Here is a 26,618-nt window from a genome sequence, read left to right as displayed (position 1 = left end):
CTCGCCTTGTCGTACTACTTGTACTGCCTGCGGCGAAACGCCTAGCCAGGGCCGCTTCGCTGAGTTTTGTTAGCCGCTCTAAGGCAACGCGAAGAAGCCCTTGTGTGGGCGTGCGGCCCGTTTCACCGATCGCCGCATGTCCCCATCCACCGCGCCGCACCTGCACCCCACCGACGCCGTGGCCCATGCCCATGGCGTCAACCCTGACGCAGGCCTGCATGCCGACGAGGCCCAGCGACGCAGCGCCACCCATGGCGCCAACGAGTTGGCCGCATCGCAGGACCGCCCCTGGTGGCGCCTGCTGGCCGACCAGTTCAAGGACTTCATGGTGCTGGTGCTGCTGGGCGCGGCCGTCATCTCGGGGCTGGTGGGCGAGGTCACCGACACGCTGGTCATCCTCGTCATCGTGGTGCTCAATGCCGTCATTGGCTTTGTGCAGGCCTGGCGCGCCGACCAGGCCATGGCTGCCCTGCGCCAGCTGGCGGCGGCGCACGCCACCGTGCTGCGCGGCGGTGCCGTGCAGGTGGTGCCTGCCACCGTGCTCGTGCCCGGCGACATCGTGCTGCTGGAGGCGGGCAACCAGATCCCGGCCGACCTGCGGCTCATCGAGATTGCGCAGTTGCAGGTGGATGAATCGGCCCTCACGGGCGAGTCCGTCACCGTAGCCAAACAGACCGAAGCCCTGGCAGCCGAAGACGTGGGCGCGCTCGGCGACCGCACCAACATGGCCTTCAAGGGCACCACCGCCACCCACGGCCGCGCACGCGGCCTGGTGGTGGCCACCGGCATGCGCACCGAGCTGGGCAAGGTGGCCACGCTGCTTGACACCGGCGACCGCAGCACGCCGCTGCAACTGCGCCTCGCTGCGTTTGGCAAGCGCCTGGCGATAGCGGTGCTGGGCATCTGCGCGGTGATCTTCGTGGTGGGGGTGCTGCGCGGCGAGGCGCCGCTGCTCATGGCCCTCACCGCCATCAGCCTGGCGGTGGCCGCCATCCCCGAGGCCCTGCCCGCCGTGGTCACGGTGCTGCTGGCCCTGGGTGCCCGCCGCATGGTGGCAGTGCATGCCCTGGTGCGGCGCCTGCCCTCGGTGGAGACCCTGGGCTCGGTCACCACCATCTGCTCGGACAAGACCGGCACCCTGACCCAGAACCGCATGCATGCCGAGTTGCTGCTGGCCCACGGCGTGCGCTGGGTGCCTGGCGACCCCCTGCCCGGCACCGCCCACGCCGAGGCCCTGCGCGCCGCCGCGCTGTGCAACGATGCCACGCTACAGGCAAAGAACGAAGAGGGTCCGTCAGGCACCCAGTGGCTGGGCGACCCCACCGAAACCGCGCTGGTGCTGGCCGCCCACGCGGGCGGGCTGGACAAGGCCCTGCTTGACGCCGCCAGCCCCCGCGTGCAGGAGCAGCCCTTTGACTCCGACCGCAAGCGCATGACCACCTTCCACCGCGCTGCCGATGGTTTTGTGGCCTACACCAAAGGCGCGCCCGAATCCGTGCTGCCCCGCTGTACCGCCCACTGGACGCCCGAAGGCGCTGCCCCAATCGACACCGCCAAGGTCCTCGCCACCGCACAGCAGCTCGCCGCCCAGGGCCTGCGCGTGCTGGCCCTGGCCCGCCGCAGCCACGCCCGCCTGCCCGACACCAACGACATTGAGGCGGTAGAAAACCAGCTGGAGCTGCTGGGCCTGATCGCCCTCATCGACCCACCCCGCCCCGAGGCCCAGGCGGCAGTGCGCGACTGCATCAGCGCGGGCATCACGCCAGTGATGATCACGGGCGACCACCCCGCCACCGCGCGCGCCATTGCGCACCGGCTGGGTATCGTGCGCAGTGCCGATGCTCCGGTGCTGACCGGCGCCGACCTGGCCACATTGGACGATGCCGCGCTGCGGGCCAAGGTAGAGCAGGTGCAGGTCTATGCCCGCGTGGACCCGGCGCAGAAGATCCGCATCGTCGAGGCCCTGCAGGCCCAGGGCCACTTTGTGGCCATGACCGGCGATGGCGTGAACGACGCCCCGGCGCTCAAACGCGCCGACATCGGCGTGGCCATGGGCCAGGGCGGCACCGACGTGGCACGCGAGGCATCCAGCCTGGTGCTGCTGGACGACAACTTCGCCACCCTCGTCGCGGCGGTGCGCGAGGGCCGCCGCATCTACGACAACATCCGCAAGTTTGTGCGCTACGCGATGACGGGCAACTCGGGCGAGATCTGGACCATCTTCCTGGCGCCGCTGTTGCTGTTGCCCATCCCTTTGCTGCCCATTCACATCCTGTGGGTCAACCTCGTCACAGATGGTCTGCCCGGCCTGGCGCTGGCGGCCGAACCGGCCGAGCGCGGCATCATGCAGCGCCCGCCCCGCGCGCCGCGCGAGAGCCTGTTTGCCCATGGCATGTGGCAGCACATATTGGGCGTGGGCCTGCTCATCGGCGGGCTGTGCCTGGCGGTGCAGGCCTGGGCCCTGCACACCGGCCACACGCACTGGCAGACCATGGTGTTCACCGTGCTCACGCTGGCGCAGATGGCACATGTGATCGCCATTCGCTCCGAATCCGAACCCATCTGGCGCCTAGGCCTGCTGAGCAACCGCCCGCTGCTGGGTGCCGTGCTGCTCACCTTTGCGCTGCAGATGGCCACCATCTATGTGCCCTGGCTCAACCCCATCTTCCGCACCGAGCCGCTGAGCCTGGGTGAGCTGGTGCTGTGCATCGGCGCCGCGCTGGTGGTGCTGGTGGTCGTGGAAATCGAGAAGGCCTGGCGCCGCAGCCAGCAGGCGCGGCGCACCACCCCAGAGCCCATGGACAGCGCCATGGACGAGCCCTCGGCCTGAAAGAGTCCAGGGCGCACAAGAACGTCATAAGCACATAGCCAACGATTCGATGACGCCAGGGGTCCAGGGTGCCAGAATGGCCCGCGCCATCGGCACATCGGGCCTCATCCAGCAATGGGCCGAGCCCGGTTGTTCCACTCCCATCCCTTCAATGAAAGAGACAGCACCCATGCAGATCGAAACCCTGGCCGTACACGCAGGCTACAGCCCCGACCCCACCACCAAGGCGGTGGCCGTGCCCATCTACCAGACGGTGGCCTACGCGTTTGACAGCGCCCAGCATGGCGCCGACCTGTTTGACTTGAAGGTGCCGGGCAACATCTACACCCGCATCATGAACCCCACCACCGACGTGCTCGAAAAACGCGTCGCGGCGCTGGAAGGCGGCATTGCCGCGCTGGCCGTGGCCTCGGGCATGGCCGCCATCACCTACGCCATCCAGACCATTGCCGAGGCGGGCGACAACATCGTCTCGGCCAGCACGCTCTACGGCGGCACCTACAACCTCTTTGCCCACACGCTGCCGCAGCAGGGCATCACCACCCGCTTTGCCGACCCGCGCGACCCGGCCAGCTTTGCGCAGCACATCGATGCGCGTACCAAGGCGATCTTCATCGAGTCCATCGGCAACCCGCTGGGCAATGTGACCGACATCGCTGCGCTGGCCAAGGTAGCGCACGACCACGGCGTGCCGCTGATCGTGGACAACACCGTGCCCAGCCCCTACCTGCTGCGCCCCATCGAGCATGGCGCCGATATCGTGGTGCACTCGCTCACCAAGTACCTGGGCGGCCACGGCAACAGCGTGGGCGGCGCGATTGTGGACAGCGGCAAGTTCCCGTGGGCGGAGCACAAGACACGCTTCCCGCGCCTGAACGAGCCCGACGTGAGCTACCACGGCGTGGTCTACACCGAGGCGCTGGGCCCCGCCGCCTTCATCGGCCGCGCGCGCGTGGTGCCACTGCGCAACACGGGTGCGGCGCTGGCGCCGCTCAATGCCTTCCTGATCCTGCAAGGCATTGAAACCCTGGCGCTGCGCATGGACCGTATCTGCGACAACACGCTGGCCATTGCCCAGTACCTGCAAAGCCACCCCAAGGTCGAATGGGTGCGCTACGCCGGTCTGCCCGACCACCCGGACCACGCGCTTGTGCAACGCCAGTCAGGCGGCAAGGCATCGGGCATCCTGAGCTTTGGCGTGAAGAACAGCGACGCCGACCCACGTGCGGCCGGGGCGCGCTTCCTGGATGCGCTGCAGCTCTTCACGCGCCTCGTGAACATTGGCGATGCAAAGTCGCTGGCCACCCACCCAGCATCCACCACCCACCGCCAGCTCAATCCCGAAGAGCTGGCCAAGGCGGGCGTGAGCGAAAGCATGGTGCGCCTGTCGGTCGGCATCGAGCACATCGACGACCTGCGGGCCGACCTGGCCCAGGCACTCGACAAGGTGTGATGTGCGAATGGCCATGCGCCCCCACAGGCGCATGGCCAGGCACCTGTCACCGTACTTTTGAGGCTTTTTGCGTCCAAGCGCTAGTGGAATATGCGCCAAAAGCTACACATTTGATAGCAATCAAGACCACGGCACGCAGCGATACCGTCATGCCGGCCCCAGCGCGGCGGGTCGATGGCGGCCAGCGCCAGGCGCTGGCGGCCTTCAGCCGAGGTCGCGTGCCAGCCGAATGCCGGTGAACTGCCAGCGCGCCGTGGCCGGAAAGAAGTTGCGGTAGGTCAGTCGCTCGTGCCCTGGCGGCGTGGCGCTGGACGAGCCCCGCAGCACGTACTGGTTGACCATGAACTTGCCGTTGTACTCACCCACGGCGCCTTCGGCCACCCGGAAGCCGGGGTACGGCGCGTAGCTCGACTGCGTCCACTGCCAGGCAGCGTCGTGCCACTGCGCCATGCCAGCGGCACCCTGCGCGGCCGCATGCTCCCATTCGGCCTCGGTGGGCAGGCGCGCGCCCACCCAGCGCGCGTAGGCATCGGCCTCGTAGTACGACAAATGCACCACCGGCTGGTTGCCCTGTAGCGGTTGCAGGCCGGCCAGCGTGAACTGGTGCCAGGCCCCGTCGACGCGATGCCAGTACAGCGGCTGCTCCAGACCCTGCGCCGCCCGCCAGTCCCAGCCTTCGGCCAGCCAGAGCAGTGGGTTGCGGTAGCCGCCACCTTCCAAAAACGCCAGATACTCGGCCTGCGTCACCAACCGCGAGGCCAGCGCGTAGGGATGCAGATACACACGATGGCGCGGGCCCTCGTTGTCAAAGGCAAAGCCGCTGCCAGCGTGGCCGATATCGGCCAGCCCCCCGTCAAAGGAATGCCACGCCAGTGTTTGGTCAGCCTCGGGCGCCACAGCGTCTGAAGGCTTGGCATAGGTAGGGAACAAGGGGTTGCAGGACAGCAGGTGCAGGATGTCGGTGAGTATCAGCTCCTGGTGCTGCTGCTCATGCTGCAGGCCCAGCTCGATCAGGCCACGCAGCGCAGCGTCGTGCGCCACAGTGGGCCACAGGCGCGCCATGCGGGCGTCCACGTCGGCCCGGTAGGCGAGCACCTCGTCCAGCGATGGCCGCGTGAGCAGCCCGCGCTGCGGACGCGGGTGCTTGGCGCCCACACCGTTGTAGTAGGAGTTGAACAGCACCCGGAACGCCGGTGCAAACGGCTGGAAACCTGGCTCGTGGGCTTCGAGCACAAAGGTCTCAAAGAACCAGGTGGTGTGGGCCAGGTGCCATTTGGTGGGACTGGCGTCGGGCATGGACTGCGCGGCGCAGTCCTCCGGCGACAGCGGAGCCGCCAGGGCCAGCGAGCGGCCGCGCACGGCGGTGTAGCGCGCCAGCAGCGTGTCGAATGCGGGGGATGTCACGGTCATGGCAGCCACCGGTCAAGGACGGGCGTGGACCACCGCGAACCAGCCCCGCTCGTCCGTCCACGCCTGGGCCTGCGCAAAACCGGCGCGCGCAAGCATGTCGGTGAACACGGGCAACGGGTACTTGTAGCTGTTCTCGGTGTGGATGCGCTCGCCCTGGTCGAACCTGCGACCGCCGCCGGGCCAGCACACCTCGGTGTCAGAGGCAGCCTCCAGGTGCATTTCGATGCGCGACGCCTCGGTGTTGAAGAACGCACGGTGCTGCCACTGCGCCACGTCAAAGTCGCTGCCGATCAGGCGGTTCACATGCCGCAGCACATTGCGGTTGAACTCGGCGGTGACCCCCGCTGCATCGTCGTAGGCGGCTTCGAGCACCGTCACATCCTTGGGCAAATCGATGCCGATGAGCAGGCCGCCATCGTCGTCGATCAGCTCGCGCATGTGGGCCAGCAGCTCCAGCGCGTGCGGCGGGTCGAAGTTGCCGATGGACGAGCCAGGGTAGAACACGAGGCGCCCGGTGCGGGGAATGTCGTCAGGCAGTGACACCCCCAGGGTCATGTCGCCCGCCAGCGCGCGGGCATCCAGCGCCGGGAAGTCGTCGCGCAGCCCTTGCACCGCCTGCTCCAGAAAATCCGCCGAAATGTCCACGCCCACAAAACAGGCCGGCTGCACCAGGCGGCACAGGGTGCGGGCCTTCTGGCAGTTGCCCGCGCCCAGTTCGATCAGGGTGCGGCCTGCGCCCACGGCGCCCGCGATGCTGTCTGCATGTGTCTGCATCAGCGCCATTTCGGTGCGTGTGGGGTAGTACTCCGGCAGGCGTGTGATGGCTTCAAACAGCTGCGAGCCATGCTGGTCGTAGAAATACTTGGGGGAGATGCGTGCGGGCCGCTGGGTCAGTCCGCGGGTGATGTCGGAATAGCGAGGCAGGAGCATGGGTCGTCAGGACGTTGGGGCGGCAGCGCCGCCGGGTGGTCAAAAGCAGAGGCACCTGGAGCGCCCACATTGCGGCACGCCCCACACGCTCCCCTGCCCCATTGTGCGTTGCCTCGCTGACTGCCGTGTGTAGGCCATTTCCGCACCCACAAAAAAAGGCTGGCGCATGCGCCAGCCCTTCAGACCCTTGGAGAACTTTTATTGTCAGGAACGCAGGGCCCGCCTGGGGCCCTGTGCCCTTAGAAGCGCCAGCCCAGACCCACGCCCACCAGAACGGGGTCCACCTTGAAGGTGCCCAGCTTGGCACCGCCTGCGCTCACGTCGGTCTTGATGAAAACCTTCTTCACGTCGAAGTTGAGGTACAGGTTCTTGGCCAGAGGGATGTCCACACCCACTTGCAGCGCGGGGCCGAAGCTGTTGCGGTCAATGCTCACGCCTGCGGGCAGGTTCACGCTCGAGAAACGCGTGTAGTTCAGGCCCGCGCCCACGTAGGGCTTGAAGCCGGGGGCATCAAAGTGGTACTGCGCCAGCAGTGTGGGGGGCAGGTGCTTGAGCGTGCCAATGGCTGCGCCGCCAGCGCTGAGCGTGTGCTTCTGGGGCACGGTCAGGATCAGCTCGGCCGCGATGTTCTTGTTGAAGAAGTAGGTGACATCCACTTCAGGGATGGTCTTATTGTTGACCGACAGGCCCAGCGGTGTGCTGTCCTTGTTGGCGCTGTCCAGGTGCACCGCACGTGCACGGACCATCCAGGGGCCTTCAGCCTGTTGCGCCAGGGCAGCGCCAGAAGAGAGGGCACAGAGAACGGCGACAGCCAGCAGGTTCTTTTTCATGGTATTTCGCATCGGTTGGACGGGGACGACCCCCGTGCATGCATTGAACCGCTGCGGCCACGACCCGGCCTTGCCTTACCTCAAGCCCTCGGTAGTAACCCTTAGACCTAGATCAAGGAATACCCACTATCAAGCTGTGGACTTGCCCCGCAGGCGCTGAACCAGCGTCCACCCGGCCAGCACCAGGCCACCCGCCACGATGCCCACCACGGCGTTCAGCAGGTTGGGCACCAGCACCGCCCACAGCCCACCCACGGGCCATTGCGCCGCTGCCGTACCTGCAGCCTCAACCGCATGGTGCAACGCAGGCACGCCGTGCACCAGAATGCCACCGCCCACCAGAAACATCGCCGCAGTGCCCGCAATGGACAGCCCCTTCATCAGCCAGGGTGCTGCGCGCAGGATGCCCGATCCCAGGGCGCGCGCGGCGCTGCTGGCCTTGTTGTTGAGCCACAGGCCCAGGTCGTCCAGCTTGACGATACCCGCCACCAACCCATAGACACCGATGGTCATGATGACGGCGATGCCCGACAGCACCGTGAGCTGCTGCACGAAGGGCGCAGCGGCCACCGTGCCCAGCGTGATCGCAATGATTTCGGCCGACAGGATGAAGTCCGTGCGCACGGCGCCCTTGATCTTGTCCTTTTCAAAGGCCACCAGATCCACCGCCGGATTGGCATTGGCCTTGGCGTGGCTCTCATGCTCGGCCTCATCCTCATGCTGGGCGTGCAGCAGCTTGTGCGCTACCTTCTCAAAGCCCTCAAAGCACAAGAAGGCGCCCCCCACCATCAGCAGCGGCGTCACGGCCCACGGCGCAAAGGCGCTGATCAGCAGCGCAGCGGGCACCAGGATGACCTTGTTGATGAACGAGCCCTTGGCCACCGCCCACACCACCGGAATCTCGCGCTCAGCGCGCACCCCGGTCACCTGCTGGGCGTTGAGCGCCAGGTCGTCCCCCAGCACGCCCGCCGTCTTCTGTGCAGCCACCTTGGTCATCACCGACACATCGTCGGCCATGGCAGCGCTCTTTTTGGCCGCCACCTTGGTCATCAAGGCCACATCGTCGAGGATGGTGGCGATATCGTCGAGCAAAGCAAGCAGGCTGCCAGCGGCCATGGGAAGTCCTTGGGATGAGTCGCAAAAAAATGCGGCGAACAAGCCGCCGGTGTGCGCCGCACTATAGCAACGCACAGGCAACCGCCGCGCAAGCCCCCATCGTCGTGCAGCGGCCATGCCATTCGCAGATAGCCCCACATTGCCTGCGGGCATGCCTGCCCAGCCACAAGGCGCATACTCGCGCCCTCATCCACTACCCGCTATGGGGCCTTCTGCGGGCTTCACCGCCCCGCCATGCCCGGCTACCTGACCAAACAAGAAGACATCGCCATCACCGGCGCGGCAGACCTGATCATCCAGTCGCTGCTGGATAAGCAGCAGTTTGCCGACCCGCTGGGCGCCGCCGAGGCGCTGGGCATCTCATCAGCCGCCTGGCCCCTCTTCGGCCTGTTGTGGCCGTCGGGCGCGCAGCTGGCCCAGCGCATGGCCAGCCGCCCCCTGCTGGCGGGCGAACGTGTGCTGGAGATCGGCTGCGGACTGGGCCTGGCCAGCCTGGTGTGCCACCGGCGCGGTATCGATGTCACCGCCAGCGACTGCCATCCTCTGGCCCAACAGTTCCTGCAGGAAAACGCGCGCTTGAACGGCCTGTCACCCGTGAAGTACCGCACGGGTCAATGGGGCTCGGACGCGCCAGCACCGGCCAACGCGGTGCAAGGCCAGTTCGACCTCATCATCGGCAGCGATGTGCTGTACGAACGCGACGCTCGTGCGTCCCTGGCCACCTTTCTGGACCACCACGCAGGCGACGGCGCGCAGATCTGGATCGTGGACCCGAACAGGGGCAACCGCTCCACCTTCCATAAGCAGATGGCTGTGCACCGTTTCGATGTGATCGAAGAGCGACTGGACCACCCCGCCCTGGCCGATGTGCCGGCGTACAAAGGGCGGCTGCTGATGTACCAGCGCACCTTAACAGCGGCCTGAACACGACTTTGAAGGGTTGGCCCGGCGCGATAGCGCCACCATCAGACCGCCGAGCCCGCGCACCCTAAGCGCCAGGGCAGCCGAGCAAGGGCCGCCCCGCAGCGAGGGCTGCGTCCCTCTTCCCGATTCGCGCAGCGAATCGAGAGAAGGGGGAAGCGGCGCAGCCGCTCAGGGGGATGCCCCCTGCTACCCCACCCACTTGCGCGCGTTGCGCCAGATGCGCATCCAGCCGCTGTACTGCGCCTTGTCTTCGCTGGTCCAGCTCATCTGCACGTTGCGGAACACGCGCTCGGGGTGCGGCATCATGGCCGTGAAGCGGCCGTCGGCAGTGGTCACTGCCGTCAGGCCACCCGCGCTGCCGTTGGGGTTGAAGGGGTACTGCTCCGTCGCGCGGCCATGGTTGTTCACGTAGCGCATGGCGGCGATGGCCTTGTCGGCGTTGCCCCGGTACTTGAAGTTGGCATAACCCTCACCATGCGCCACGGCGATCGGCAGGCGGCTGCCCGCCATGCCCTGCAGGAACAGGCTGGGTGATTCAAGCACTTCCACCAGCGACAGGCGGGCCTCGAAGCGCTCGCTCTGGTTGGTGGTAAAGCGTGGCCAGTCTTGTGCACCGGGGATGATGTCCGCCAGCTCAGCAAACATCTGGCAGCCGTTGCACACGCCCAGGCCGAACGTGTCGGTGCGACCGAAGAAGCCCTGGAACTGTGCGGCCAGCACCGGGTTGAAGGTGATGGACCGCGCCCAGCCAATGCCAGCGCCCAGCGTGTCGCCATAGCTGAAGCCGCCGCAGGCCACCACGCCCTTGAAGTCTTCGAGCTTGACGCGGCCGGTCTGCAGGTCGGTCATGTGCACGTCGTAGGCCTCGAAGCCCGCCTCGGTGAAGGCGTAGGCCATCTCGATGTGCGAGTTCACGCCCTGCTCGCGCAGGATGGCGACCTTGGGTTTGGCCAGGTTGAGGTACGGCGCGGCCACGTTGTCGGCCGCGTCGAACGTGAGGTGCACGTGCAGGCCCGGGTCGGTGGGCTCGCCCGCTGCAGCGTGCTCGGCATCGGCGTTGGCGGGGTTATCGCGCTGCTGGCAGATCTTCCAGCTCACCGCATCCCACACCTGGTGCAGGTCGGCCAGCGAGGCACTGAACACGGCCTTGGCATCTCGCCAGACCTGGAGTTCGCCCTTGCCTGCGTCGATTTCGGACGACACTGGGCGCGTCTTGCCCACGAAGTGGCTGAATTTGGACAGGCCATGCTCGCGCAGCACCTGCATCACATCGTTGCGCTCGGCGGTGCGCACCTGCAGCAGCACACCCAGCTCTTCGTTGAACAGCGCCTTGAGCGTCAGTTCTTCACGGCGGGCACTGACCTGCTGCGCCCAGTTCTTGGCGTCACCGGTTTCCATGCGGCTGTCGCTGATGCCGTCGCCTTCAGTCACCAGCATGTCCACGTTGAGCGCCACGCCCACATGGCCTGCAAAGGCCATTTCGGCTGCTGCGGCCAGCAGGCCACCATCGCTGCGGTCGTGGTAGGCCAGGATATGGCCCTTGGCGCGCAGTGCGTTCACGGCGTTGACCAAGTTGACCAGGTCTTTGGGGTCGTCCACATCGGGCACCACGTCGCCGCTTTGCTCCAGCGTCTGGCCCAGGATGCTGCCGCCCATGCGGTTCTTGCCCTTGCCCAGGTCGATCAGCACCAGCGTGGTATCGGCCTCGGTGGCGTTGAGCTGGGGAGTGAGCGTACCCCGCACGTCGGACAGCGAAGCAAAGGCGCTCACGATCAGGCTGACGGGCGAGGTGACTTTCTTCTTGTCGGAACCTTCATTCCACTGCGTGCGCATGGACAGACTGTCCTTGCCCACGGGGATGGACACGCCCAGCGCGGGGCACAGTTCCATGCCCACGGCCTTCACGGTTTCGTAGAGCGCAGCGTCTTCGCCGGGCTCGCCGCAGGCGGCCATCCAGTTGGCCGACAGCTTCACACGCGGCAGCTCAATGGGCGCAGCCAGCAGATTGGTGATGGCCTCGGCCACGGCCATGCGACCCGAGGCGGGCGCGTTGATGGCGGCCAGCGGCGTGCGCTCGCCCATGCTCATCGCTTCACCCGCAAAGCCCTTGTAATCGGCCAGCGTCACGGCGCAATCGGCCACGGGCACTTGCCAGGGGCCGACCATCTGGTCGCGGTGCGACAGGCCACCCACGGTGCGGTCGCCAATGGTGATGAGGAAGCGCTTGGAGGCGACCGTGGGATGGGCCAGCACATCGATCACGGCCTTTTGCAGCGGCACGCCGGTCAAGTCCATCGGTGCAAATTCGCGCACCACGGTCTTCACGTCGCGATGCATCTTGGGCGGCTTGCCCAGTAGCACGTTCATGGGCATGTCCACGGGGAGCTTCTGGTCGTCGGCCGTGGCAGCGGGGTCGTGCAACACCAGCTGGCGCTCTTCGGTGGCCGTACCGATCACGGCAAACGGGCAGCGCTCGCGTTCGCAGAAGGCTTTGAACTGCTCCAGCGATTCGGGCGCAATCGCCAGCACGTAGCGTTCTTGCGACTCGTTGCTCCAGATTTCCTTCGGGCTCATGCCGGACTCTTCGAGCTGCACGGCACGGAGGTCAAAGCGCGCGCCGCGGCCAGCATCATTGGTCAGCTCGGGGAAGGCGTTGGACAAACCGCCCGCGCCCACGTCGTGGATGGCCAGGATGGGGTTGTTCGTGCCCTGTGCCCAGCAGTGGTTGATGACCTCTTGTGCACGGCGCTCGATCTCAGGGTTGCCGCGCTGCACCGAGTCAAAGTCCAGCTCGGCCGCATTGGTGCCGGTGGCCATGGAGCTCGCCGCGCTGCCGCCCATGCCGATGCGCATGCCGGGGCCGCCCAGCTGGATCAGCAGCGAGCCTGCAGGGAATTCGATCTTTTTCGTCAGCTCTGCATCGATCACGCCCACACCGCCCGCGATCATGATGGGCTTGTGGTAGCCACGCTGCACACCGCCGACGTTCTGCTCGTACTCGCGGAAGTAGCCGTTCAGGTTGGGACGGCCGAATTCGTTGTTGAACGCCGCGCCGCCCAAGGGGCCTTCGACCATGATCTGCAGCGGGCTGGCAATGTGCTCCGGCTTGCCCACGGTGCTGCCCCAGAGCTTGGACACGGTGAAACCCGTGAGGCCCGCCTTGGGCTTGGAGCCACGGCCCGTGGCGCCTTCGTCGCGGATCTCGCCGCCCGCGCCGGTCGATGCGCCTGGGAAGGGCGAGATGGCCGTGGGGTGGTTGTGCGTTTCCACCTTCATCAACACATGCTGGGTAACGCTACTTTTTTGATAGCTATTAGCGCTTGATTCACTAGCGCTTGCGGCCATTTTTGCCACAAAACGCTCCACCTGATGGCCTTCCATGACCGAGGCGTTGTCCGAATACGCGATCACCGTGTGCTGGGGCGCCAGCTGGTGCGTGTTGCGGATCATGCCGAACAGGCTCTTGCCCTGCGCCACGCCGTCAATGGTGAACTCGGCGTTGAAGATCTTGTGGCGGCAGTGTTCGCTGTTGGCCTGCGCGAACATCATCAGTTCCACGTCGGTGGGGTTGCGCTTCAGGCCCGTGAAGGCGGTCACGAGGTAGTCGATTTCATCGTCGGCCAGGGCCAGGCCGAAGCGGGTGTTGGCCGCTTCGAGTGCCGCGCGACCACCGGCCAGCAAATCCACATGCTCCATGGGCGCGGGCTGCAGTTCGGTGAACAGGGCGGCTGCGGCGCTGCGGTCGGCCACCACCGATTCGGTCATGCGGTCGTGCAGCAGGGCCGCGATCTGGCCCAGTTGCTCGGCCGTCAGCTCGGGTGTCTTGCCCAGCAGGCCGGATTTCAGGCTGATGCGGTACTCGGTGATGCGCTCAACACGGCGGATGGCGATGCCGCAGTTGCGCGCAATGTCGGTGGCCTTGGAGGCCCAGGGCGACAGCGTTCCCAGGCGGGGCGTAACGATGAGCGCGGCGCCGTCTTCAGGGCCCGCGTAGGGGTCGCCGTAGGTCAGCAGCGCGGCCAGGCGTTCTTGTTCTGCAGGAGTGGGGGCCGCATCGGTGGCGACCAGGTGCACGAAACGCGCTGCAATGCCACTGATCTTGGGGTGGATCGCCTCCAGGGCGGGTTGAAGTTGCTGGGCGCGGAAGGAGCTGAGGGCGTTGCCGCCCGCCAGCGTGGTCATGTGCAAGGTCACGGTAGCGGCCTGTTGGGGGGTGTCAGGGGTAGAGGGTGGCTCCGGGCACCAGCGTGCAACCAGCACCGGAGCCCTCCATTTTACCGGGCATGGCCGGGCCGCCTGCGCAGCCGGGGGCCCAATGGGATAATTGCGCCATGAGCATCACCATCAAAAGCGCCGAGGACATCGAGGGCATGCGCCTGGCCTGCCGTCTGGCCTCCGAAGTGCTGGACTACATCACACCGCACATCAAGCCCGGTATCACCACCAAAGAAATCGATCGCCTAGGCGCCGAATGCATGGCCCAGCAGGGCACCATCTCGGCCACCGTGGGCTACCAGCCACCGGGCTACCCGCCCTACCCGGCTTCGCTGTGCACCTCGGTCAACCATGTGGTGTGCCACGGCATCCCCAACGACAAGCCGCTCAAGAAGGGCGACATCGTCAATGTGGACGTGACCGTGATCACCAAGGACGGCTGGTACGGTGACAACAGCCGCATGTTCCTGATCGGCGAGTGCTCGATCGCTGCCAAGCGCCTGTCAGCGCTGACGTTTGAAGCCATGTGGCATGGCATCGTGCAGGTCAAGCCCGGCGCGCGGCTGGGGGATATCGGCCACGCGATCCAGAAGTTTGCCGAAGGGCACGGCTTCTCGGTGGTGCGCGAGTTCTGCGGCCACGGCATTGGCCAAAAGTTCCACGAAGAACCCCAGGTGCTGCACTATGGCAAGCCCGGCACGCTCGAAGAACTGGTACCCGGCATGGTGTTCACCATCGAGCCCATGATCAATGCCGGCCGCCGCGAAGTGAAGGAATTTGGCAACGACGGCTGGACCATCGTGACCAAGGACCACAGCCTGTCAGCCCAGTGGGAGCACACGGTACTGGTCACGCCCACGGGGTACGAGGTGATGACGTTGTCAGCGGGTTCGCCCCCGTTGCCGTCCTTTGTGACCGCCACCAAGACCTGAGGCGAGCGCCGGGCCGCCGGTTCCCGCGCAAAAAGGCAGCCGCTTGCACAACTCTTGCATGGCTTTTTCATGGCCTCCCACGATACTTACCGACCATGACTGAACTCCATGCCCTGCGCGACGCCTACCGCAGCGACAAGGCCGCGCTGCTGGCGGCCATGCAATCCACCGGCGCATCGACACGCGGCATCCGTGTGCTGCTGCGCAAGCTGTCGTCGCTGGCGGGCAACCTGCTGCAGACCCTGTGGCAGCGTGCTGCGCTGCCCAACGACATGGCCCTGGTGGCCGTCGGTGGATTTGGGCGCGACCAGTTGTTCCCCTATTCCGATGTCGATGTCCTGCTGCTGCTGCCCGACGGCACGGCGCCCGAGGCCGGCAGTGCCTTGCGCACGAAGCTGGAAGGCTTCATCGGTAGCTGCTGGGACACGGGCCTGGAGATCGGATCGAGCGTGCGCACGGTGGCCGAATGCCTTGCCGAAAGCGCGGGCGATGTCACCGTGCAGACCTCGCTACTCGAATCGCGGCTGGTGTGCGGCAGCGCCGCGCTGTTTGCAGAATTCCAGCGCCAGTACCGCGCACAGATGAACCCCCAGGCGTTTCTGGTCGCCAAGACCCTGGAGATGCGCCAGCGCCACACCAAGTACGAGAACACGCCCTATTCGCTGGAGCCCAACTGCAAGGAGTCGCCCGGCGGGCTGCGGGACCTGCAGATGATCCTGTGGGTGTCGCAGGCTGCCGGGCTGGGCAGCAACTGGAAGGAACTGGCCACCAGTGGCCTGGCCACGGCCTTTGAAGTGCGCCAGATCGAGCGCAACGAGGCGCTGCTGTGCCTGATCCGCGCCCGTCTGCATGCGGCTGCCGGGCGGCACGAAGACCGGCTGGTGTTCGACTTGCAGACCGCCGTGGCCGAGTCGTTCGGCTACCGCTCGCAAGCACCCGATGGTTCGCGCCTGCCCATGCGGGCCAGCGAAAGTCTGATGCGGCGGTACTACTGGGCAGCGAAGGCCGTGTCGCAACTCAGCCAGATCCTGCTGCTCAACATTGAAGAGCGCCTGAACCCATCGACCCATGAGCCGCGTCCGATCAACGAACGGTTCTTTGAGAAGGCGGGTCTTATCGAGGTGGCCAGCGACGACCTTTACACCCGCGACCCGCATGCGATCCTGGAGACCTTCCTGCTCTACCAGACCACGGTCGGACTCAAGGACCTGTCGGCGCGCACCTTGCGCGCGCTGTACAACGCACGCGGCGTGATGGACAGCGCCTTCCGTCGAGACCCGGCCAACCGCGATGCCTTCATGCGCATCCTGCAACAGCCCTCGGGCATCACGCACGCCATGCGGTTGATGAACCAGACCTCGGTGCTGGGACGCTACCTGTGGCCGTTCCGTCGCATCGTGGGGCAGATGCAGCATGACCTGTTCCACGTCTACACGGTGGACCAGCACATCCTGATGGTGCTGCGCAATGTGCGCCGCTTCTTCATGGCCGAGCATGCGCACGAATACCCCTTTTGCTCGCAGCTGGCGGGCGGCTGGGACAAGCCCTGGATTTTGTATGTGGCGGCGCTTTTCCATGACATTGGCAAGGGACGCGGTGGCGACCACTCGCAAATCGGCGCAGAAGAAGTACGGCGCTTTTGCCGCCAGCACGGCGTGGACCGCGAAGATGGCCGGCTCATCGAGTTTCTGGTGCGTGAGCACCTGACCATGAGCACTGTGGCGCAAAAGCAGGACCTGAGCGACCCCGATGTGATTGCTGCCTTTGCACGCCGCGTGGGCAATGAACGTAACCTCACGGCCATGTACCTGCTCACGGTGGCGGACATCCGTGGCACCAGCCCCAAGGTCTGGAATGCCTGGAAAGGCAAGCTGCTGGAAGACTTGTACCGCGCCACGCTGCGCACCCTGGGTGGCCGCGCACCCGATGCTGCGGCCGAAATCGAAGCCCGCAAGCGCGAGGCGCTGGTGCTGCTGGCGCTCAACGCCCTGCCCTTTGAAGCGCACAAGGCGCTGTGGGCCACGCTGGATGTGAGCTATTTCATGCGCCACGACGCTGCCGACATTGCCTGGCACACACGCCACCTGTCGCGCCATGTGGGCACGGCCAAGCCCGTGGTGCGCGCCCGCCAGTCGCTGGCGGGTGATGGGCTGCAGGTGATGGTCTACGCCGCCGACCAGGCCGACCTGTTTGCACGCATCTGCGGCTACTTCGACCGTGTGGGTTTCAGCATCCTCGATGCGCGGGTGCACACCGCCAACAATGGCTATGCGCTGGACACCTTTCAGGTCGTGGCCTCTTCGGCATCGGAGCAGCCAGGGCACTACCGCGAGCTGACCCACATGGTCGAGAGCGACCTGATGCGCGTGATCGAGGAAGGCGGCCCTTTGCCAGAACCCACCCGCAAACGGGTGTCACGCCGGGTCAAGAGCTTTCCTGTAGCGCCCCGGGTGACCTTGCGCCCCGACGAAAAGGCGCAGCGCTGGCTGCTGGCGATCTCGGCCAGCGACCGTGCCGGTCTGCTCTATCTCGTGGCACGCATCCTGGCGCAGCACCACCTGAGCGTGCAACTGGCCAAGGTCAGTACCCTGGGCGAGCGGGTGGAAGACACCTTTCTCATCCAGGGCCCAGAGCTGCAGAACAACGCCCGCCAGATCCAGATCGAAACCGAGCTGCTGCAGGAACTGTCGTCCTGACCGCGCAGGGATAGGCCAAGGAGAGGATCTCTATCAGTCGTCTTCGGTGGCACTGATCTCCGGGAACAGCACCTCGGTAAACCCGAACTGCGTGAAATCACGCACCCGCATGGGATACAGCTTGCCGATCAGGTGGTCGCATTCGTGCTGTACAACGCGCGCATGGAAGCCCTCTACCGTGCGGTCAATGGGGTCGCCGTACAGATCGAAGCCTGTGTAGCGGATGCGCGACCAGCGGGGCACCTTGCCGCGCAAGCCCGGCACGGAGAGGCAGCCCTCCCAGTCTTCCTCTTCTTCCACCCCCAGGGGCGTGATCACCGGGTTGAGCAGTACGGTGGGCGGCACAAGCGGCCGATCCGGATAGCGCGGATTGCGGTCATTGGAACCAAAGATCACCAGTTGCAGATCCACCCCAATCTGCGGCGCGGCAAGGCCGGCTCCGTTCACGGAGGCCATGGTCTCGAACATATCCCGCACCAGCTGATGCAACTCGTCAGTGTCGAACGCAGTGACAGGCTGCGCCACGCGCAGCAGGCGGGGGTCGCCCATTTTCAAAATGGTGTGGATGGTCATGAAATATGAGACAGGCTTGGAGACAAGGCACAGACTGCCAAATTGGCAGCAGGATGCCCAGCATATCGCGCCATACAGCTTCAGGTTGGCGCGTGGGTTTGCAAACCGATGCAGTCAGTTTTGTGGATTCGGCACAATTTTTGTGTATATAATCTAAGTCTTGTTCCTCGATAGCTCAGTCGGTAGAGCGCCGGACTGTTAATCCGTAGGTCCCTGGTTCGAGCCCAGGTCGAGGAGCCAAGAATTTGCAGGCCCTGCATGAAAAAGCGGGGCCTTTTAATTAGTCAGTTGATAGATACCGATCATTCCTCGATAGCTCAGTCGGTAGAGCGCCGGACTGTTAATCCGTAGGTCCCTGGTTCGAGCCCAGGTCGAGGAGCCAATCTGAAAAAGCCCCACACTTTCTGAGTGTGGGGCTTTTTTGTTGGCCGCCCCCACCACGCAGCGTGCCAGTGCGTGCCAGACAATAGTGCCTTTGCGACACACACCCGCATGCCCCCGCAACTCCCCTGGCTCGAACCTGACGACCCCCTTCCCGCCCCGACCCTTGCGTGGGGAGAGGGTGACCCTGCGCCGGGACTGCTGGCCGCAGGTGGTGCACTGGATGTGGACAGCCTCCGTGCCGCGTATGCGCAGGGTACTTTTCCTTGGTATGGCCCTGGGCAACCCATCCTGTGGTGGGCACCCGATCCGCGCATGGTGCTGCCAGTGTCGGAATTTCGGCTGCATCGATCACTGAACAAACGGCTGCAGGCGTTTCGCAGACAGGCGCATTGCGAAATACGCGTCGATAGCGCATTCCACGAGGTCATCACGGCTTGTGCCACCATGGAACGCGAGGGCCAGGCTGGAACCTGGATCGTGCCGGAGATGGTGAACGCCTACACTGATTTACACCGAGCAGGCCATGCCCACAGCGTGGAAACCTGGGTGGACGACCAACTCATAGGGGGCCTGTACTGCGTGGCGCTGGGTCGTGCGGTGTTCGGAGAATCCATGTTTGCCCATGCGACCGACGCCTCCAAGATCGCTCTTGCAGCCTTGGTCTGCCTTTGCCGCCGCCATGGCATCACCCTGATTGACTGCCAGCAGAATACGCAGCACCTGACCTCCCTGGGCGGCCGGGAAATACCCCGCGCCGATTTCCTGGTGCATGTGGACAAAGCGCGACAACAGCCTGCCATCCCCTGGAGATTTGAGCCCGTATACTGGAACGAGCTGCTGCCACCCAAGATCGATCCGGCATGACGCAACTCAATGACCTTCCACTGCAGACCCTGCAGTTTTACGCGACAGCCCCCTACCCCTGCAGTTACCTGCCGGACCGTCAGGCACGATCGCAGGTCGCCACCCCCAGCCATCTGATCCAGAGCGATCTCTATTCCGACCTCGTAACCAAAGGGTTTCGCCGCAGTGGCATGTTCACCTACCGCCCCTATTGCGACGGATGCCAGGCGTGTACACCGCTGCGGGTCCTGGTCAACGAATTCAAGCCTGATCGCAGCCAAAGACGCGCGGCAACACGCCACGGCCAACTGCAGGCCCGGGTGCTACGGCTGTGTTTTGTGCCCGAACATTACCAGCTGTACCTGCGCTACCAGAACGGCCGCCATGCAGGCGGTGGCATGGACCATGACAGCATCGACCAGTACACACAGTTTCTGCTGCAAAGCAGGGTGAACTCGAGACTGGTGGAGTTCCGCGAAACAGACGCATCAGGCGAACCCGGTGCGCTCAAGATGGTCTCCATTCTTGACGTGCTCGATGACGGCCTGTCTGCCGTGTATACGTTTTACGAACCCGAGCCCCATTGCAGCTACGGCACCTACAACGTCATGTGGCAAATTGCGCAAGCCCATGCACTGGGCCTGCCCCATGTCTACCTGGGGTACTGGATAGAAACCAGCCCCAAGATGAACTACAAGGCACGCTTTGTGCCCCATGAAATCCGTACCGATGGGCTATGGCACCGGGTAGCAGACACCGGCCACGCGAGCACCTGAATACGCGTTAACATTTCACAAGATAAAATGTGGCGGCCTTCGAACCATAGCCGCTCATGAAAAAAACCGATTCCAGCATCCCTCTCAAACCCAGCGTTCAGGTGCTTGAGCGCATGTTCACTCTGATCGATGTTCTGGCTTCTCGTGAAGAGGCGATTTCCCTCAAGGAAATCAGCGAAAAGACTGGGCTGCACCCCTCTACGACTCACCGCATCCTGAACGACCTGACCATCGGACGGTTTGTGGACCGCCCCGAATCGGGCAGCTACCGGCTCGGCATGCGACTGCTGGAGCTGGGCAACCTGGTGAAGGCACGCCTGAGCGTTCGTGATGCGGCGCTGACCCCCATGCGCAGTCTGCACAAGCTGATCCAGCAGCCCGTGAACCTGAGCATGCGCCAGGGCGATGAGATTGTGTATGTGGAGCGCGCCTACAGTGAGCGGTCGGGTATGCAGGTGGTGCGAGCCATTGGCGGCAGGGCACCACTGCACCTGACCTCTACAGGAAAGCTCTTCCTCGCACTGGATGACCCCCAGCGCGTTCGTGCCTACGCCACCCGCACCGGTCTTGCAGGCCACACCCGCAACAGCATCACCCAGCTGCCCGTGCTGGAGCGAGAACTGGCAAAGGCCCGGCAATACGGCATTGCCCGCGATAACGAAGAGCTTGAGTTGGGCGTGCGCTGTATGGCAGCCGGTGTGTATGACGACCAGGGAAAACTGGTAGCAGGCCTGTCCATTTCTGCCCCCGCTGACAGACTGGATGAAGGCTGGCTGCCCAAGCTGCAAGCAACGGCGAACGAAATTTCACTGGCCCTGGGCCATACGCCAAGTACCGACGCCAGTCATAACCCAATCACCAACCAACGCACCGAATTGCGCTGATATTCTGCATCCACACCCCATTTGCCAATGGCGCCATGGGGGGGGGCCGCAGTGGCGTATTGAGGCATCGAGGCAGGCGCTGCACGGTGTGGGAGGGACACGCGCAGCAGGCCTCCGGCATGGTCTTGCCAGCTCATCGCATCCCAACCCATTCAAGACAAGAGATGCCCGCTGACCGGATTTACCCAAGACCGTTTGCGAGGCCGGACTCGCACTACAAAAGAAAACGCCTGACAGGACCAGCCTGTCAGGCGCATGTGCGGAGATGTCTGCCTATCAGCCGTTGTTGCTCCGTACCGCCTGTAAAGGTGCGGCCAGCGAAGGATTCGACTCCACCCAGCGGCGCACCCGCTCGGCATCGCCCAGTCGACTGAATTTACCTGCAGAGTCCAGGAACACCATGATCAATTTGCGTCCCGCCACCTGGGCTTGCATCACCAAGCAACGCCCTGCCTCGGAGATATAACCGGTCTTCTGCAGACCGATGTCCCAGGTAGGATTTTTCACGAGACCGTTGGTGTTGTTGTACTGAAGCGTCTTATGCCCCACCGCCACTTCATAGCCGGGGGAAGTGGACAGCTCGCGCAACAAAGGATCTCCATGCGCCACACCCACCAGCGTTGCAAGATCGCGGGCACTGGACTGGTTACGGCTGGACAGACCCGTGGGCTCCACATAGTGAGTATCGTTCATGCCCAGCGACTTGGCCTTGGCGTTCATTTGCGTCACAAAGACCTCCAAACCACCCGGGTAAGTACGACCCAGTGCATGGGCTGCCCGGTTCTCGCTGGACATCAGCGCCAAATGCAGCATCTCGCCACGCGTTAGCGTGGTACCTACGGTTAGACGCGACCGACTCCCCTTTTCGGTGTCTACATCGTCCTGCGTGATGGTGACAGGTTCGTCCATGGGCAACTTGGCCTGCGAAATCAGCATGCCCGTCATGAGCTTGGTCAGCGAGGCGATGGGAAGCACAGCCTGATCGTTCTTGCGGAGCAACACCTCATGGGTGTCTTGGTCCACCACCAGCGCAACGCTGGACTTGAGGTCCAGCGGATCATTGACCTCGTGCAAGCCCGCCATCTGGCCGAAAGAGGGCTTGGCTGGAACAAACGCCACCTTGGTAGGTGCTTTGGCAGTCCGGGCAGCGACGCGCGTGGGCTTGATGCTGGCGGCCACCTTGCGTGGTGCCACGGCACGCTTCGCGTTGCTTGCGCTGACCTGCTGTTTTTTGACCCCTGGCTTTTTGACATCTGCCGCATGCACAGAGGGGGAAATGAGGGCAGCGCTCACGAGCGCGAAACCCATCCACTGGAAAAATCGATTCACTGCAGCGTTGCGGCGATGGTGCATCAAAGTGCTCCAAACGGTAAGAATTATTGAGCAGTGTACAGAATCAAAAAAAGTCGCGCAAGATCAATACCTTGCGCGACTTTCCGAGAAAGTGAGTGAATTATAAATTGATCACTCAGCCTTGTGCGGCCACCCGATCGGCTTTACTTTGTAACTTGTTCAAAGCGCTAAGGTAGGCCTTCGCCGACGCCACGACGATGTCTGGGTCCGCGCCCACCCCATTCACCACACGCCCGCTGTTCTGCAACCGCACCGTGACCTCGCCCTGGCTCTCGGTAGAGCCACTGATGGCATTGACGGAATACAACACCATTTCGGCGCCACTCTTCACATGCGATTCGATGGCCTTGAGCGAGGCGTCGACAGGACCGTTGCCCTCGGCCTCGCCGCGCACTTCTTGCCCATCCACGGTGAACACAATACGTGCACGGGGCTGCTCACCGGTTTCGCTTTGCTGGAACAACGATACGAACCCGTATTGCTCTTTTTCAGCAGTCACGCTCTCGTCGCTCACCAGTGCCAAGATATCTTCGTCAAAGATCTCGCTCTTGCGATCGGCCAATTCCTTGAAGCGCGTGAAAGCGGTGTTGACTTCGGTTTCGCTGTCCAGGCTGACACCCAGTTCCTGCAGGCGCTGTTTGAAGGCGTTACGACCACTGAGCTTGCCCAGCACGATCTTGTTGGCGCTCCAGCCCACATCTTCCGCCCGCATGATCTCGTAGGTATCGCGTGCCTTGAGCACGCCATCCTGGTGGATACCGCTGGCATGAGCAAATGCGTTGGCACCCACCACGGCCTTGTTGGGCTGCACCACAAAACCAGTGGTCTGGCTGACCATGCGGCTGGCTGCGACAATGTGCTGGGTATCAATCCCCAGTTCAAGGCCAAAGTAGTCACGGCGGGTCTTGACTGCCATCACGACCTCTTCGAGGGAGCAATTACCGGCGCGCTCACCCAGACCGTTGATGGTGCATTCGACCTGCCGCGCACCACCAATCTTCACACCGGCGAGCGAGTTGGCCACCGCCATGCCCAGATCATTGTGGCAATGCACCGACCAGATCGCCTTGTCGCTATTGGGGATGCGCTCGCGCAGTGTCTTGATGAAGTTGCCGTACAGCTCCGGAACGGCATAGCCCACGGTATCAGGCACGTTGATGGTGGTGGCACCTTCTGCAATCACGGCTTCCAGCACGCGGCACAAAAAGTCGGGGTCGCTGCGGTAGCCGTCCTCAGGGCTGAACTCGATGTCACCCACCAGGTTGCGGGCGAAACGGACCGACTGTTTGGCCTGCTCCAGCACCTGGTCAGGCGTCATCCGCAGCTTTTTCTCCATGTGCAACGCCGAAGTGGCAATGAAGGTGTGGATGCGGGCACTCGCCGCGCCCTTGAGGGCCTCGGCAGCGCGTGAAATATCACGATCATTGGCCCGAGACAGGGAACAGATGGTGGACTCTTTGATGGCGTTGGCAATCGCCTGCACGGCTTCAAAGTCGCCATTGGAGCTGGCTGCAAAACCGGCCTCGATCACATCCACCTTCAGACGCTCGAGCTGGCGGGCAATGCGCAGCTTCTCGTCCTTGGTCATCGAGGCACCGGGAGACTGCTCCCCATCGCGCAAGGTGGTATCGAAAATGATCAGTTTGTCAGCCATGTTGTTCTCCTGGTATCAGTGGGTGGGGCCCCGCAACGTAGAAATCTGGCGCCCAAAACAAAAGGCCCGTCGCGGGTGCAAACGGGCCTTTGTGGAAAAGTGTGCGCGTGCGCCTACTGTCTCCGCCCGTGGGGAGGTAGCAGTAGCGCCAAAGCAAACAAATCCATATCGCGCAATGTAGCACAACTGGCCGGATATCACGGCCATCACTTGTGCAGACCGCGCTCGTCGGGTTCGTCGGTAGAGGTGCTGATCACGCTGCTGTGCTGCCCTTTGGCCTTGCGCCAGGCGTACACGCCATAACCACTCAGGCCATAGAACACGAACACACCAAACAGCACGATAGGGGGGTGAATGTTGATGACAGCGATGCCCAGCGCGATGAGCACGATGGCAGCAAAAGGCACGCTCTTTTTCATCTGCACATCCTTGAAGCTGTAGAACGGCACATTGGTCACCATGGTGAGCCCTGCATACAGCGTGAAGGAGAACATGATCCAGGTCACCTGGCTCCATGTCAGCCAGTGGTCTTCGCCGGGACGCACGCCCAGCTCGGTCATCAACCAGATAAATCCCGCCACCAAGGCCGCAGCGGCTGGTGAAGGCAGCCCCTGGAAATAGCGCTTGTCCACAACGCCCGTATTCACGTTAAAGCGCGCCAGGCGAAGCGCCGCACAGGCGCAGTACACAAACGCAGCAATCCAGCCCCATCGGCCCAGACCCTGCAGGGACCACTCATAGGCAATCAGGGCAGGCGCAGCACCAAAGGACACCATGTCGGACAACGAGTCCATCTGCTCGCCAAACGCACTCTGGGTATTGGTCATGCGGGCCACGCGCCCGTCCAGGCTGTCGAGCACCATGGCGCAGAAAACGCCTACCGCTGCTTGATCGAAACGGCCATTCATCGCCATGACGATGGAATAGAAGCCACCAAACAGCGCCGCCAGTGTGAACAGGTTGGGAAGGATGTAGATGCCTTTGCGCCTTTTGCGCACCATCACACCGGGGTTCTCGGTGGACTCATTGCCGTCATGCATCAAACAGACCTCCAGCGCTTGCAAATATTGCACAAGCAGCTATTAAATTTATAGTATTGAACCATTTCCCGCAGGAATGCCGACTGCCAAGCGCGCAAAAGGCGAAGGCCGCAGTGTAGCGCCTGCCCACCATGCCGCCCGCCAATGAAAAAGGCCACCGAAGTGGCCTTTTGACGCTTCAGAAACGAAACATCAGTTGCGGGTCTGGTCGACCAGCTTGTTCTTGGCGATCCAGGGCATCATGGCGCGCAGCTGGCCGCCCACCTTTTCGATGCTGTGGTCGGCCGTGTTGCGGCGGCGGGCCGTCATCGATGGGTAGTTCAGGCGGCCTTCCTGGATGAACATCTTGGCGTAGTCACCGTTCTGGATGCGCTTGAGGGCATTGCGCATGGCAGCGCGCGACTGCTCATTGATCACTTCAGGGCCGGTCACGTACTCGCCGTATTCGGCGTTGTTCGAGATCGAGTAGTTCATGTTGGCAATACCGCCTTCGTAGATCAGGTCCACGATGAGCTTGAGCTCGTGCAGGCATTCGAAGTAGGCCATTTCGGGCGCGTAGCCGGCTTCGACCAGGGTTTCGTAACCCATCTTGATCAGCTCCACCGCACCGCCGCACAGCACGGCTTGTTCGCCGAACAGGTCGGTCTCGGTTTCTTCCTTGAAGTTGGTCTCGATGATGCCGGCCTTGCCGCCGCCATTGGCTGCTGCGTAGGAGAGCGCCAGATCACGGGCCTTGCCGGACTTGTCTTGGTGCACGGCCACCAGGTGAGGCACGCCGCCGCCTTGGGTGTAAGTGTTGCGCACAGTGTGGCCTGGGGCCTTGGGGGCGACCATCCACACGTCCAGGTCAGCACGGGGCACGACTTGGTTGTAGTGCACGTTGAAACCGTGGGCAAAGGCCAGCGAAGCGCCTTGCTTGATGTTGGGTTCGACGTTGTTCTTGTACACGGCTGCGATGTCTTCATCGGGCAGCAGGATCATGACCACGTCAGCGGCCTTCACGGCGTCGTTGACTTCCAGCACGTTCAGGCCAGCCTTGCCGACCTTGTCCCACGAGGCACCGCCCTTGCGCAGGCCGACCACCACCTTCACGCCGCTGTCGTTCAGGTTTTGTGCGTGGGCATGGCCCTGCGAGCCGTAGCCGATGATGGCCACGGTCTTGCCCTTGATCAGGCTCAGGTCGGTGTCTTTGTCGTAGAAAACTTTCATGGGTCGCTCCGGTTGAAATGCGTTGTTGGGGGGGATTGAAATGGGAAAAACGGGGTGAATTGTCTTACACACGCAAAATGCGCTCGCCCCGGCCGATGCCGCTGGCGCCCGTGCGCACGGTTTCCAGGATGGCCGTGCGGTCGATGGCTTGCAGGAACGCGTCGTTCTTGGACTGGTCGCCTGTCAGCTCGATGGTGTAGCTCTTCTCGGTCACGTCGATGATGCGGCCACGGAAGATATCCGCCATGCGCTTCATCTCCTCGCGCTCTTTGCCCACCGCGCGCACCTTCACCATCATGAGCTCACGCTCGGTGTAGGCACCTTCGGTGAGGTCAACCACCTTGACCACTTCAATGAGGCGGTTCAGGTGCTTGGTGATCTGCTCGATCACGTCATCGGAGCCCGTGGTCTGGATGGTCATGCGCGACAGCGATGCATCCTCAGTGGGCGCCACGGTGAGCGACTCGATGTTGTAGCCACGGGCCGAGAACAGACCCACAACGCGGGAAAGAGCACCAGGCTCGTTTTCCAGCAAGACAGCAATGATGTGTTTCATGATGAAGAGA

The 26,618-nt window shown here is 63.7% G+C and carries 19 protein-coding genes and 2 tRNA genes; 10 read left to right on the top strand and 11 right to left on the bottom strand.

Annotated elements, in window-relative coordinates; genetic code table 11:
• Positions 1 to 136 precede the first annotated feature (136 nt).
• Positions 137 to 2,830 carry a cation-translocating P-type ATPase gene (locus C8C95_RS18815; protein WP_116749570.1) on the top strand — a complete coding sequence of 898 codons (2,694 nt, stop codon included), beginning with the start codon at positions 137 to 139 and terminating at the stop codon, positions 2,828 to 2,830.
• Positions 2,831 to 2,999: 169 nt separating this feature from the next.
• On the top strand, positions 3,000 to 4,283 hold the full coding sequence (locus tag C8C95_RS18810; RefSeq protein ID WP_056067386.1) for an aminotransferase class I/II-fold pyridoxal phosphate-dependent enzyme: 1,284 nt from the start codon (positions 3,000 to 3,002) through the stop codon (positions 4,281 to 4,283).
• 204 nt (positions 4,284 to 4,487) lie between these two features.
• Here the strand turns inward: C8C95_RS18810 and egtB are convergent, their stop codons facing one another.
• The 4 genes from egtB to C8C95_RS18790 all read right to left on the bottom strand — a co-directional run bounded on the left by egtB (position 4,488) and on the right by C8C95_RS18790 (position 8,569).
• Positions 4,488 to 5,693: an ergothioneine biosynthesis protein EgtB gene (gene egtB / locus C8C95_RS18805; RefSeq protein WP_116749569.1), complete on the bottom strand. Its 1,206-nt coding sequence runs from the start codon at positions 5,691 to 5,693 to the stop codon at positions 4,488 to 4,490.
• A gap of 12 nt (positions 5,694 to 5,705) precedes the next feature.
• Positions 5,706 to 6,623: an L-histidine N(alpha)-methyltransferase gene (gene egtD, locus C8C95_RS18800; RefSeq protein ID WP_116749568.1), complete on the bottom strand. Its 918-nt coding sequence runs from the start codon at positions 6,621 to 6,623 to the stop codon at positions 5,706 to 5,708.
• A 239-nt stretch (positions 6,624 to 6,862) separates the two neighbouring features.
• Positions 6,863 to 7,453 (bottom strand): OmpW family outer membrane protein, encoded by a 591-nt coding sequence (locus tag C8C95_RS18795; protein WP_015013729.1) that lies wholly within the window; start codon positions 7,451 to 7,453, stop codon positions 6,863 to 6,865.
• Positions 7,454 to 7,582: 129 nt separating this feature from the next.
• Positions 7,583 to 8,569 carry a DUF808 domain-containing protein gene (locus C8C95_RS18790; protein WP_116749567.1) on the bottom strand — a complete coding sequence of 329 codons (987 nt, stop codon included), beginning with the start codon at positions 8,567 to 8,569 and terminating at the stop codon, positions 7,583 to 7,585.
• Between the two features lie 234 nt (positions 8,570 to 8,803).
• Here C8C95_RS18790 and C8C95_RS18785 point away from each other — a divergent pair, with 234 nt between their 5' ends.
• Entirely contained in the window at positions 8,804 to 9,493 is a 690-nt protein-coding gene (locus C8C95_RS18785; protein WP_116749566.1) for a methyltransferase domain-containing protein, read from the top strand.
• 186 nt (positions 9,494 to 9,679) lie between these two features.
• On the opposite strand, the gene purL is transcribed toward C8C95_RS18785, so the two are convergent.
• Complete coding sequence (gene purL, locus C8C95_RS18780) at positions 9,680 to 13,687, bottom strand: phosphoribosylformylglycinamidine synthase (protein WP_116749565.1); 4,008 nt, start codon at positions 13,685 to 13,687, stop codon at positions 9,680 to 9,682.
• Positions 13,688 to 13,824: 137 nt separating this feature from the next.
• Here purL and map point away from each other — a divergent pair, with 137 nt between their 5' ends.
• Positions 13,825 to 14,640, top strand: a complete 816-nt coding sequence (gene map / locus C8C95_RS18775) for a type I methionyl aminopeptidase (protein WP_056067376.1) — start codon at positions 13,825 to 13,827, stop codon at positions 14,638 to 14,640.
• Between the two features lie 95 nt (positions 14,641 to 14,735).
• Positions 14,736 to 17,336: a [protein-PII] uridylyltransferase gene (locus C8C95_RS18770; RefSeq protein WP_116749564.1), complete on the top strand. Its 2,601-nt coding sequence runs from the start codon at positions 14,736 to 14,738 to the stop codon at positions 17,334 to 17,336.
• Between the two features lie 33 nt (positions 17,337 to 17,369).
• On the opposite strand, the gene def is transcribed toward C8C95_RS18770, so the two are convergent.
• On the bottom strand, positions 17,370 to 17,909 hold the full coding sequence (gene def, locus C8C95_RS18765) for a peptide deformylase (RefSeq protein ID WP_116749563.1): 540 nt from the start codon (positions 17,907 to 17,909) through the stop codon (positions 17,370 to 17,372).
• Positions 17,910 to 18,073: 164 nt separating this feature from the next.
• On the opposite strand from def, the gene C8C95_RS18760 reads away from it, so the two are divergent.
• The 5 genes from C8C95_RS18760 to C8C95_RS18740 all read left to right on the top strand — a co-directional run bounded on the left by C8C95_RS18760 (position 18,074) and on the right by C8C95_RS18740 (position 20,796).
• A tRNA-Asn gene (locus C8C95_RS18760) sits at positions 18,074 to 18,149 on the top strand.
• A gap of 66 nt (positions 18,150 to 18,215) precedes the next feature.
• Positions 18,216 to 18,291: transfer RNA gene (locus tag C8C95_RS18755), tRNA-Asn, on the top strand.
• 110 nt (positions 18,292 to 18,401) lie between these two features.
• Positions 18,402 to 19,157: a leucyl/phenylalanyl-tRNA--protein transferase gene (gene aat, locus C8C95_RS18750; protein WP_116749562.1), complete on the top strand. Its 756-nt coding sequence runs from the start codon at positions 18,402 to 18,404 to the stop codon at positions 19,155 to 19,157.
• Positions 19,154 to 19,912 carry an arginyltransferase gene (locus C8C95_RS18745; RefSeq protein WP_056744184.1) on the top strand — a complete coding sequence of 253 codons (759 nt, stop codon included), beginning with the start codon at positions 19,154 to 19,156 and terminating at the stop codon, positions 19,910 to 19,912. Before aat ends, C8C95_RS18745 begins: the two co-directional genes overlap by 4 nt.
• A gap of 56 nt (positions 19,913 to 19,968) precedes the next feature.
• A complete protein-coding gene (locus C8C95_RS18740; protein ID WP_116749561.1) occupies positions 19,969 to 20,796 on the top strand; it encodes an IclR family transcriptional regulator in 828 nt (275 codons plus the stop codon).
• A 276-nt stretch (positions 20,797 to 21,072) separates the two neighbouring features.
• On the opposite strand, the gene pbpG is transcribed toward C8C95_RS18740, so the two are convergent.
• The 5 genes from pbpG to ilvN form a co-directional block, all read right to left on the bottom strand.
• Complete coding sequence (gene pbpG, locus C8C95_RS18735; RefSeq protein ID WP_056067362.1) at positions 21,073 to 22,149, bottom strand: D-alanyl-D-alanine endopeptidase; 1,077 nt, start codon at positions 22,147 to 22,149, stop codon at positions 21,073 to 21,075.
• A 115-nt stretch (positions 22,150 to 22,264) separates the two neighbouring features.
• Positions 22,265 to 23,803 carry a 2-isopropylmalate synthase gene (locus C8C95_RS18730; RefSeq protein WP_056067361.1) on the bottom strand — a complete coding sequence of 513 codons (1,539 nt, stop codon included), beginning with the start codon at positions 23,801 to 23,803 and terminating at the stop codon, positions 22,265 to 22,267.
• A 206-nt stretch (positions 23,804 to 24,009) separates the two neighbouring features.
• On the bottom strand, positions 24,010 to 24,843 hold the full coding sequence (pssA, locus tag C8C95_RS18725; RefSeq protein WP_056067359.1) for a CDP-diacylglycerol--serine O-phosphatidyltransferase: 834 nt from the start codon (positions 24,841 to 24,843) through the stop codon (positions 24,010 to 24,012).
• A gap of 192 nt (positions 24,844 to 25,035) precedes the next feature.
• Positions 25,036 to 26,052, bottom strand: coding sequence for a ketol-acid reductoisomerase (gene ilvC / locus C8C95_RS18720; RefSeq protein ID WP_056067358.1), 1,017 nt, complete (start codon positions 26,050 to 26,052; stop codon positions 25,036 to 25,038).
• 64 nt (positions 26,053 to 26,116) lie between these two features.
• Positions 26,117 to 26,608, bottom strand: a complete 492-nt coding sequence (gene ilvN, locus C8C95_RS18715) for an acetolactate synthase small subunit (protein ID WP_015013659.1) — start codon at positions 26,606 to 26,608, stop codon at positions 26,117 to 26,119.
• Positions 26,609 to 26,618 lie beyond the last annotated feature (10 nt).

Origin of the sequence: Acidovorax sp. 99 (assembly GCF_003096455.1) — a bacterium.
Taxonomy (GTDB): Bacteria; Pseudomonadota; Gammaproteobacteria; order Burkholderiales; family Burkholderiaceae_C; genus Acidovorax; species Acidovorax delafieldii.
Note: the sequence above shows the minus strand (reverse complement) of the source record. Positions and strands in the feature narration are given on the sequence as shown.

What these genes read in the sequence shown, in the direction of transcription:
- def (WP_116749563.1), bottom strand. Translation starts at nt 17,909, where the DNA reads ATGACCATCCACACCATTTTGAAAATGGGCGACCCCCGCCTGCTGCGC.
- egtB (WP_116749569.1), bottom strand. Translation starts at nt 5,693, where the DNA reads ATGACCGTGACATCCCCCGCATTCGACACGCTGCTGGCGCGCTACACC.
- C8C95_RS18770 (WP_116749564.1), top strand. Translation starts at nt 14,736, where the DNA reads ATGACTGAACTCCATGCCCTGCGCGACGCCTACCGCAGCGACAAGGCC.
- ilvC (WP_056067358.1), bottom strand. Translation starts at nt 26,052, where the DNA reads ATGAAAGTTTTCTACGACAAAGACACCGACCTGAGCCTGATCAAGGGC.
- C8C95_RS18795 (WP_015013729.1), bottom strand. Translation starts at nt 7,453, where the DNA reads ATGAAAAAGAACCTGCTGGCTGTCGCCGTTCTCTGTGCCCTCTCTTCT.
- C8C95_RS18730 (WP_056067361.1), bottom strand. Translation starts at nt 23,803, where the DNA reads ATGGCTGACAAACTGATCATTTTCGATACCACCTTGCGCGATGGGGAG.
- egtD (WP_116749568.1), bottom strand. Translation starts at nt 6,623, where the DNA reads ATGCTCCTGCCTCGCTATTCCGACATCACCCGCGGACTGACCCAGCGG.
- C8C95_RS18790 (WP_116749567.1), bottom strand. Translation starts at nt 8,569, where the DNA reads ATGGCCGCTGGCAGCCTGCTTGCTTTGCTCGACGATATCGCCACCATC.
- pbpG (WP_056067362.1), bottom strand. Translation starts at nt 22,149, where the DNA reads ATGCACCATCGCCGCAACGCTGCAGTGAATCGATTTTTCCAGTGGATG.
- aat (WP_116749562.1), top strand. Translation starts at nt 18,402, where the DNA reads ATGCCCCCGCAACTCCCCTGGCTCGAACCTGACGACCCCCTTCCCGCC.
- C8C95_RS18740 (WP_116749561.1), top strand. Translation starts at nt 19,969, where the DNA reads ATGAAAAAAACCGATTCCAGCATCCCTCTCAAACCCAGCGTTCAGGTG.
- C8C95_RS18810 (WP_056067386.1), top strand. Translation starts at nt 3,000, where the DNA reads ATGCAGATCGAAACCCTGGCCGTACACGCAGGCTACAGCCCCGACCCC.
- C8C95_RS18785 (WP_116749566.1), top strand. Translation starts at nt 8,804, where the DNA reads ATGCCCGGCTACCTGACCAAACAAGAAGACATCGCCATCACCGGCGCG.
- pssA (WP_056067359.1), bottom strand. Translation starts at nt 24,843, where the DNA reads ATGCATGACGGCAATGAGTCCACCGAGAACCCCGGTGTGATGGTGCGC.
- C8C95_RS18745 (WP_056744184.1), top strand. Translation starts at nt 19,154, where the DNA reads ATGACGCAACTCAATGACCTTCCACTGCAGACCCTGCAGTTTTACGCG.
- map (WP_056067376.1), top strand. Translation starts at nt 13,825, where the DNA reads ATGAGCATCACCATCAAAAGCGCCGAGGACATCGAGGGCATGCGCCTG.
- ilvN (WP_015013659.1), bottom strand. Translation starts at nt 26,608, where the DNA reads ATGAAACACATCATTGCTGTCTTGCTGGAAAACGAGCCTGGTGCTCTT.
- C8C95_RS18815 (WP_116749570.1), top strand. Translation starts at nt 137, where the DNA reads ATGTCCCCATCCACCGCGCCGCACCTGCACCCCACCGACGCCGTGGCC.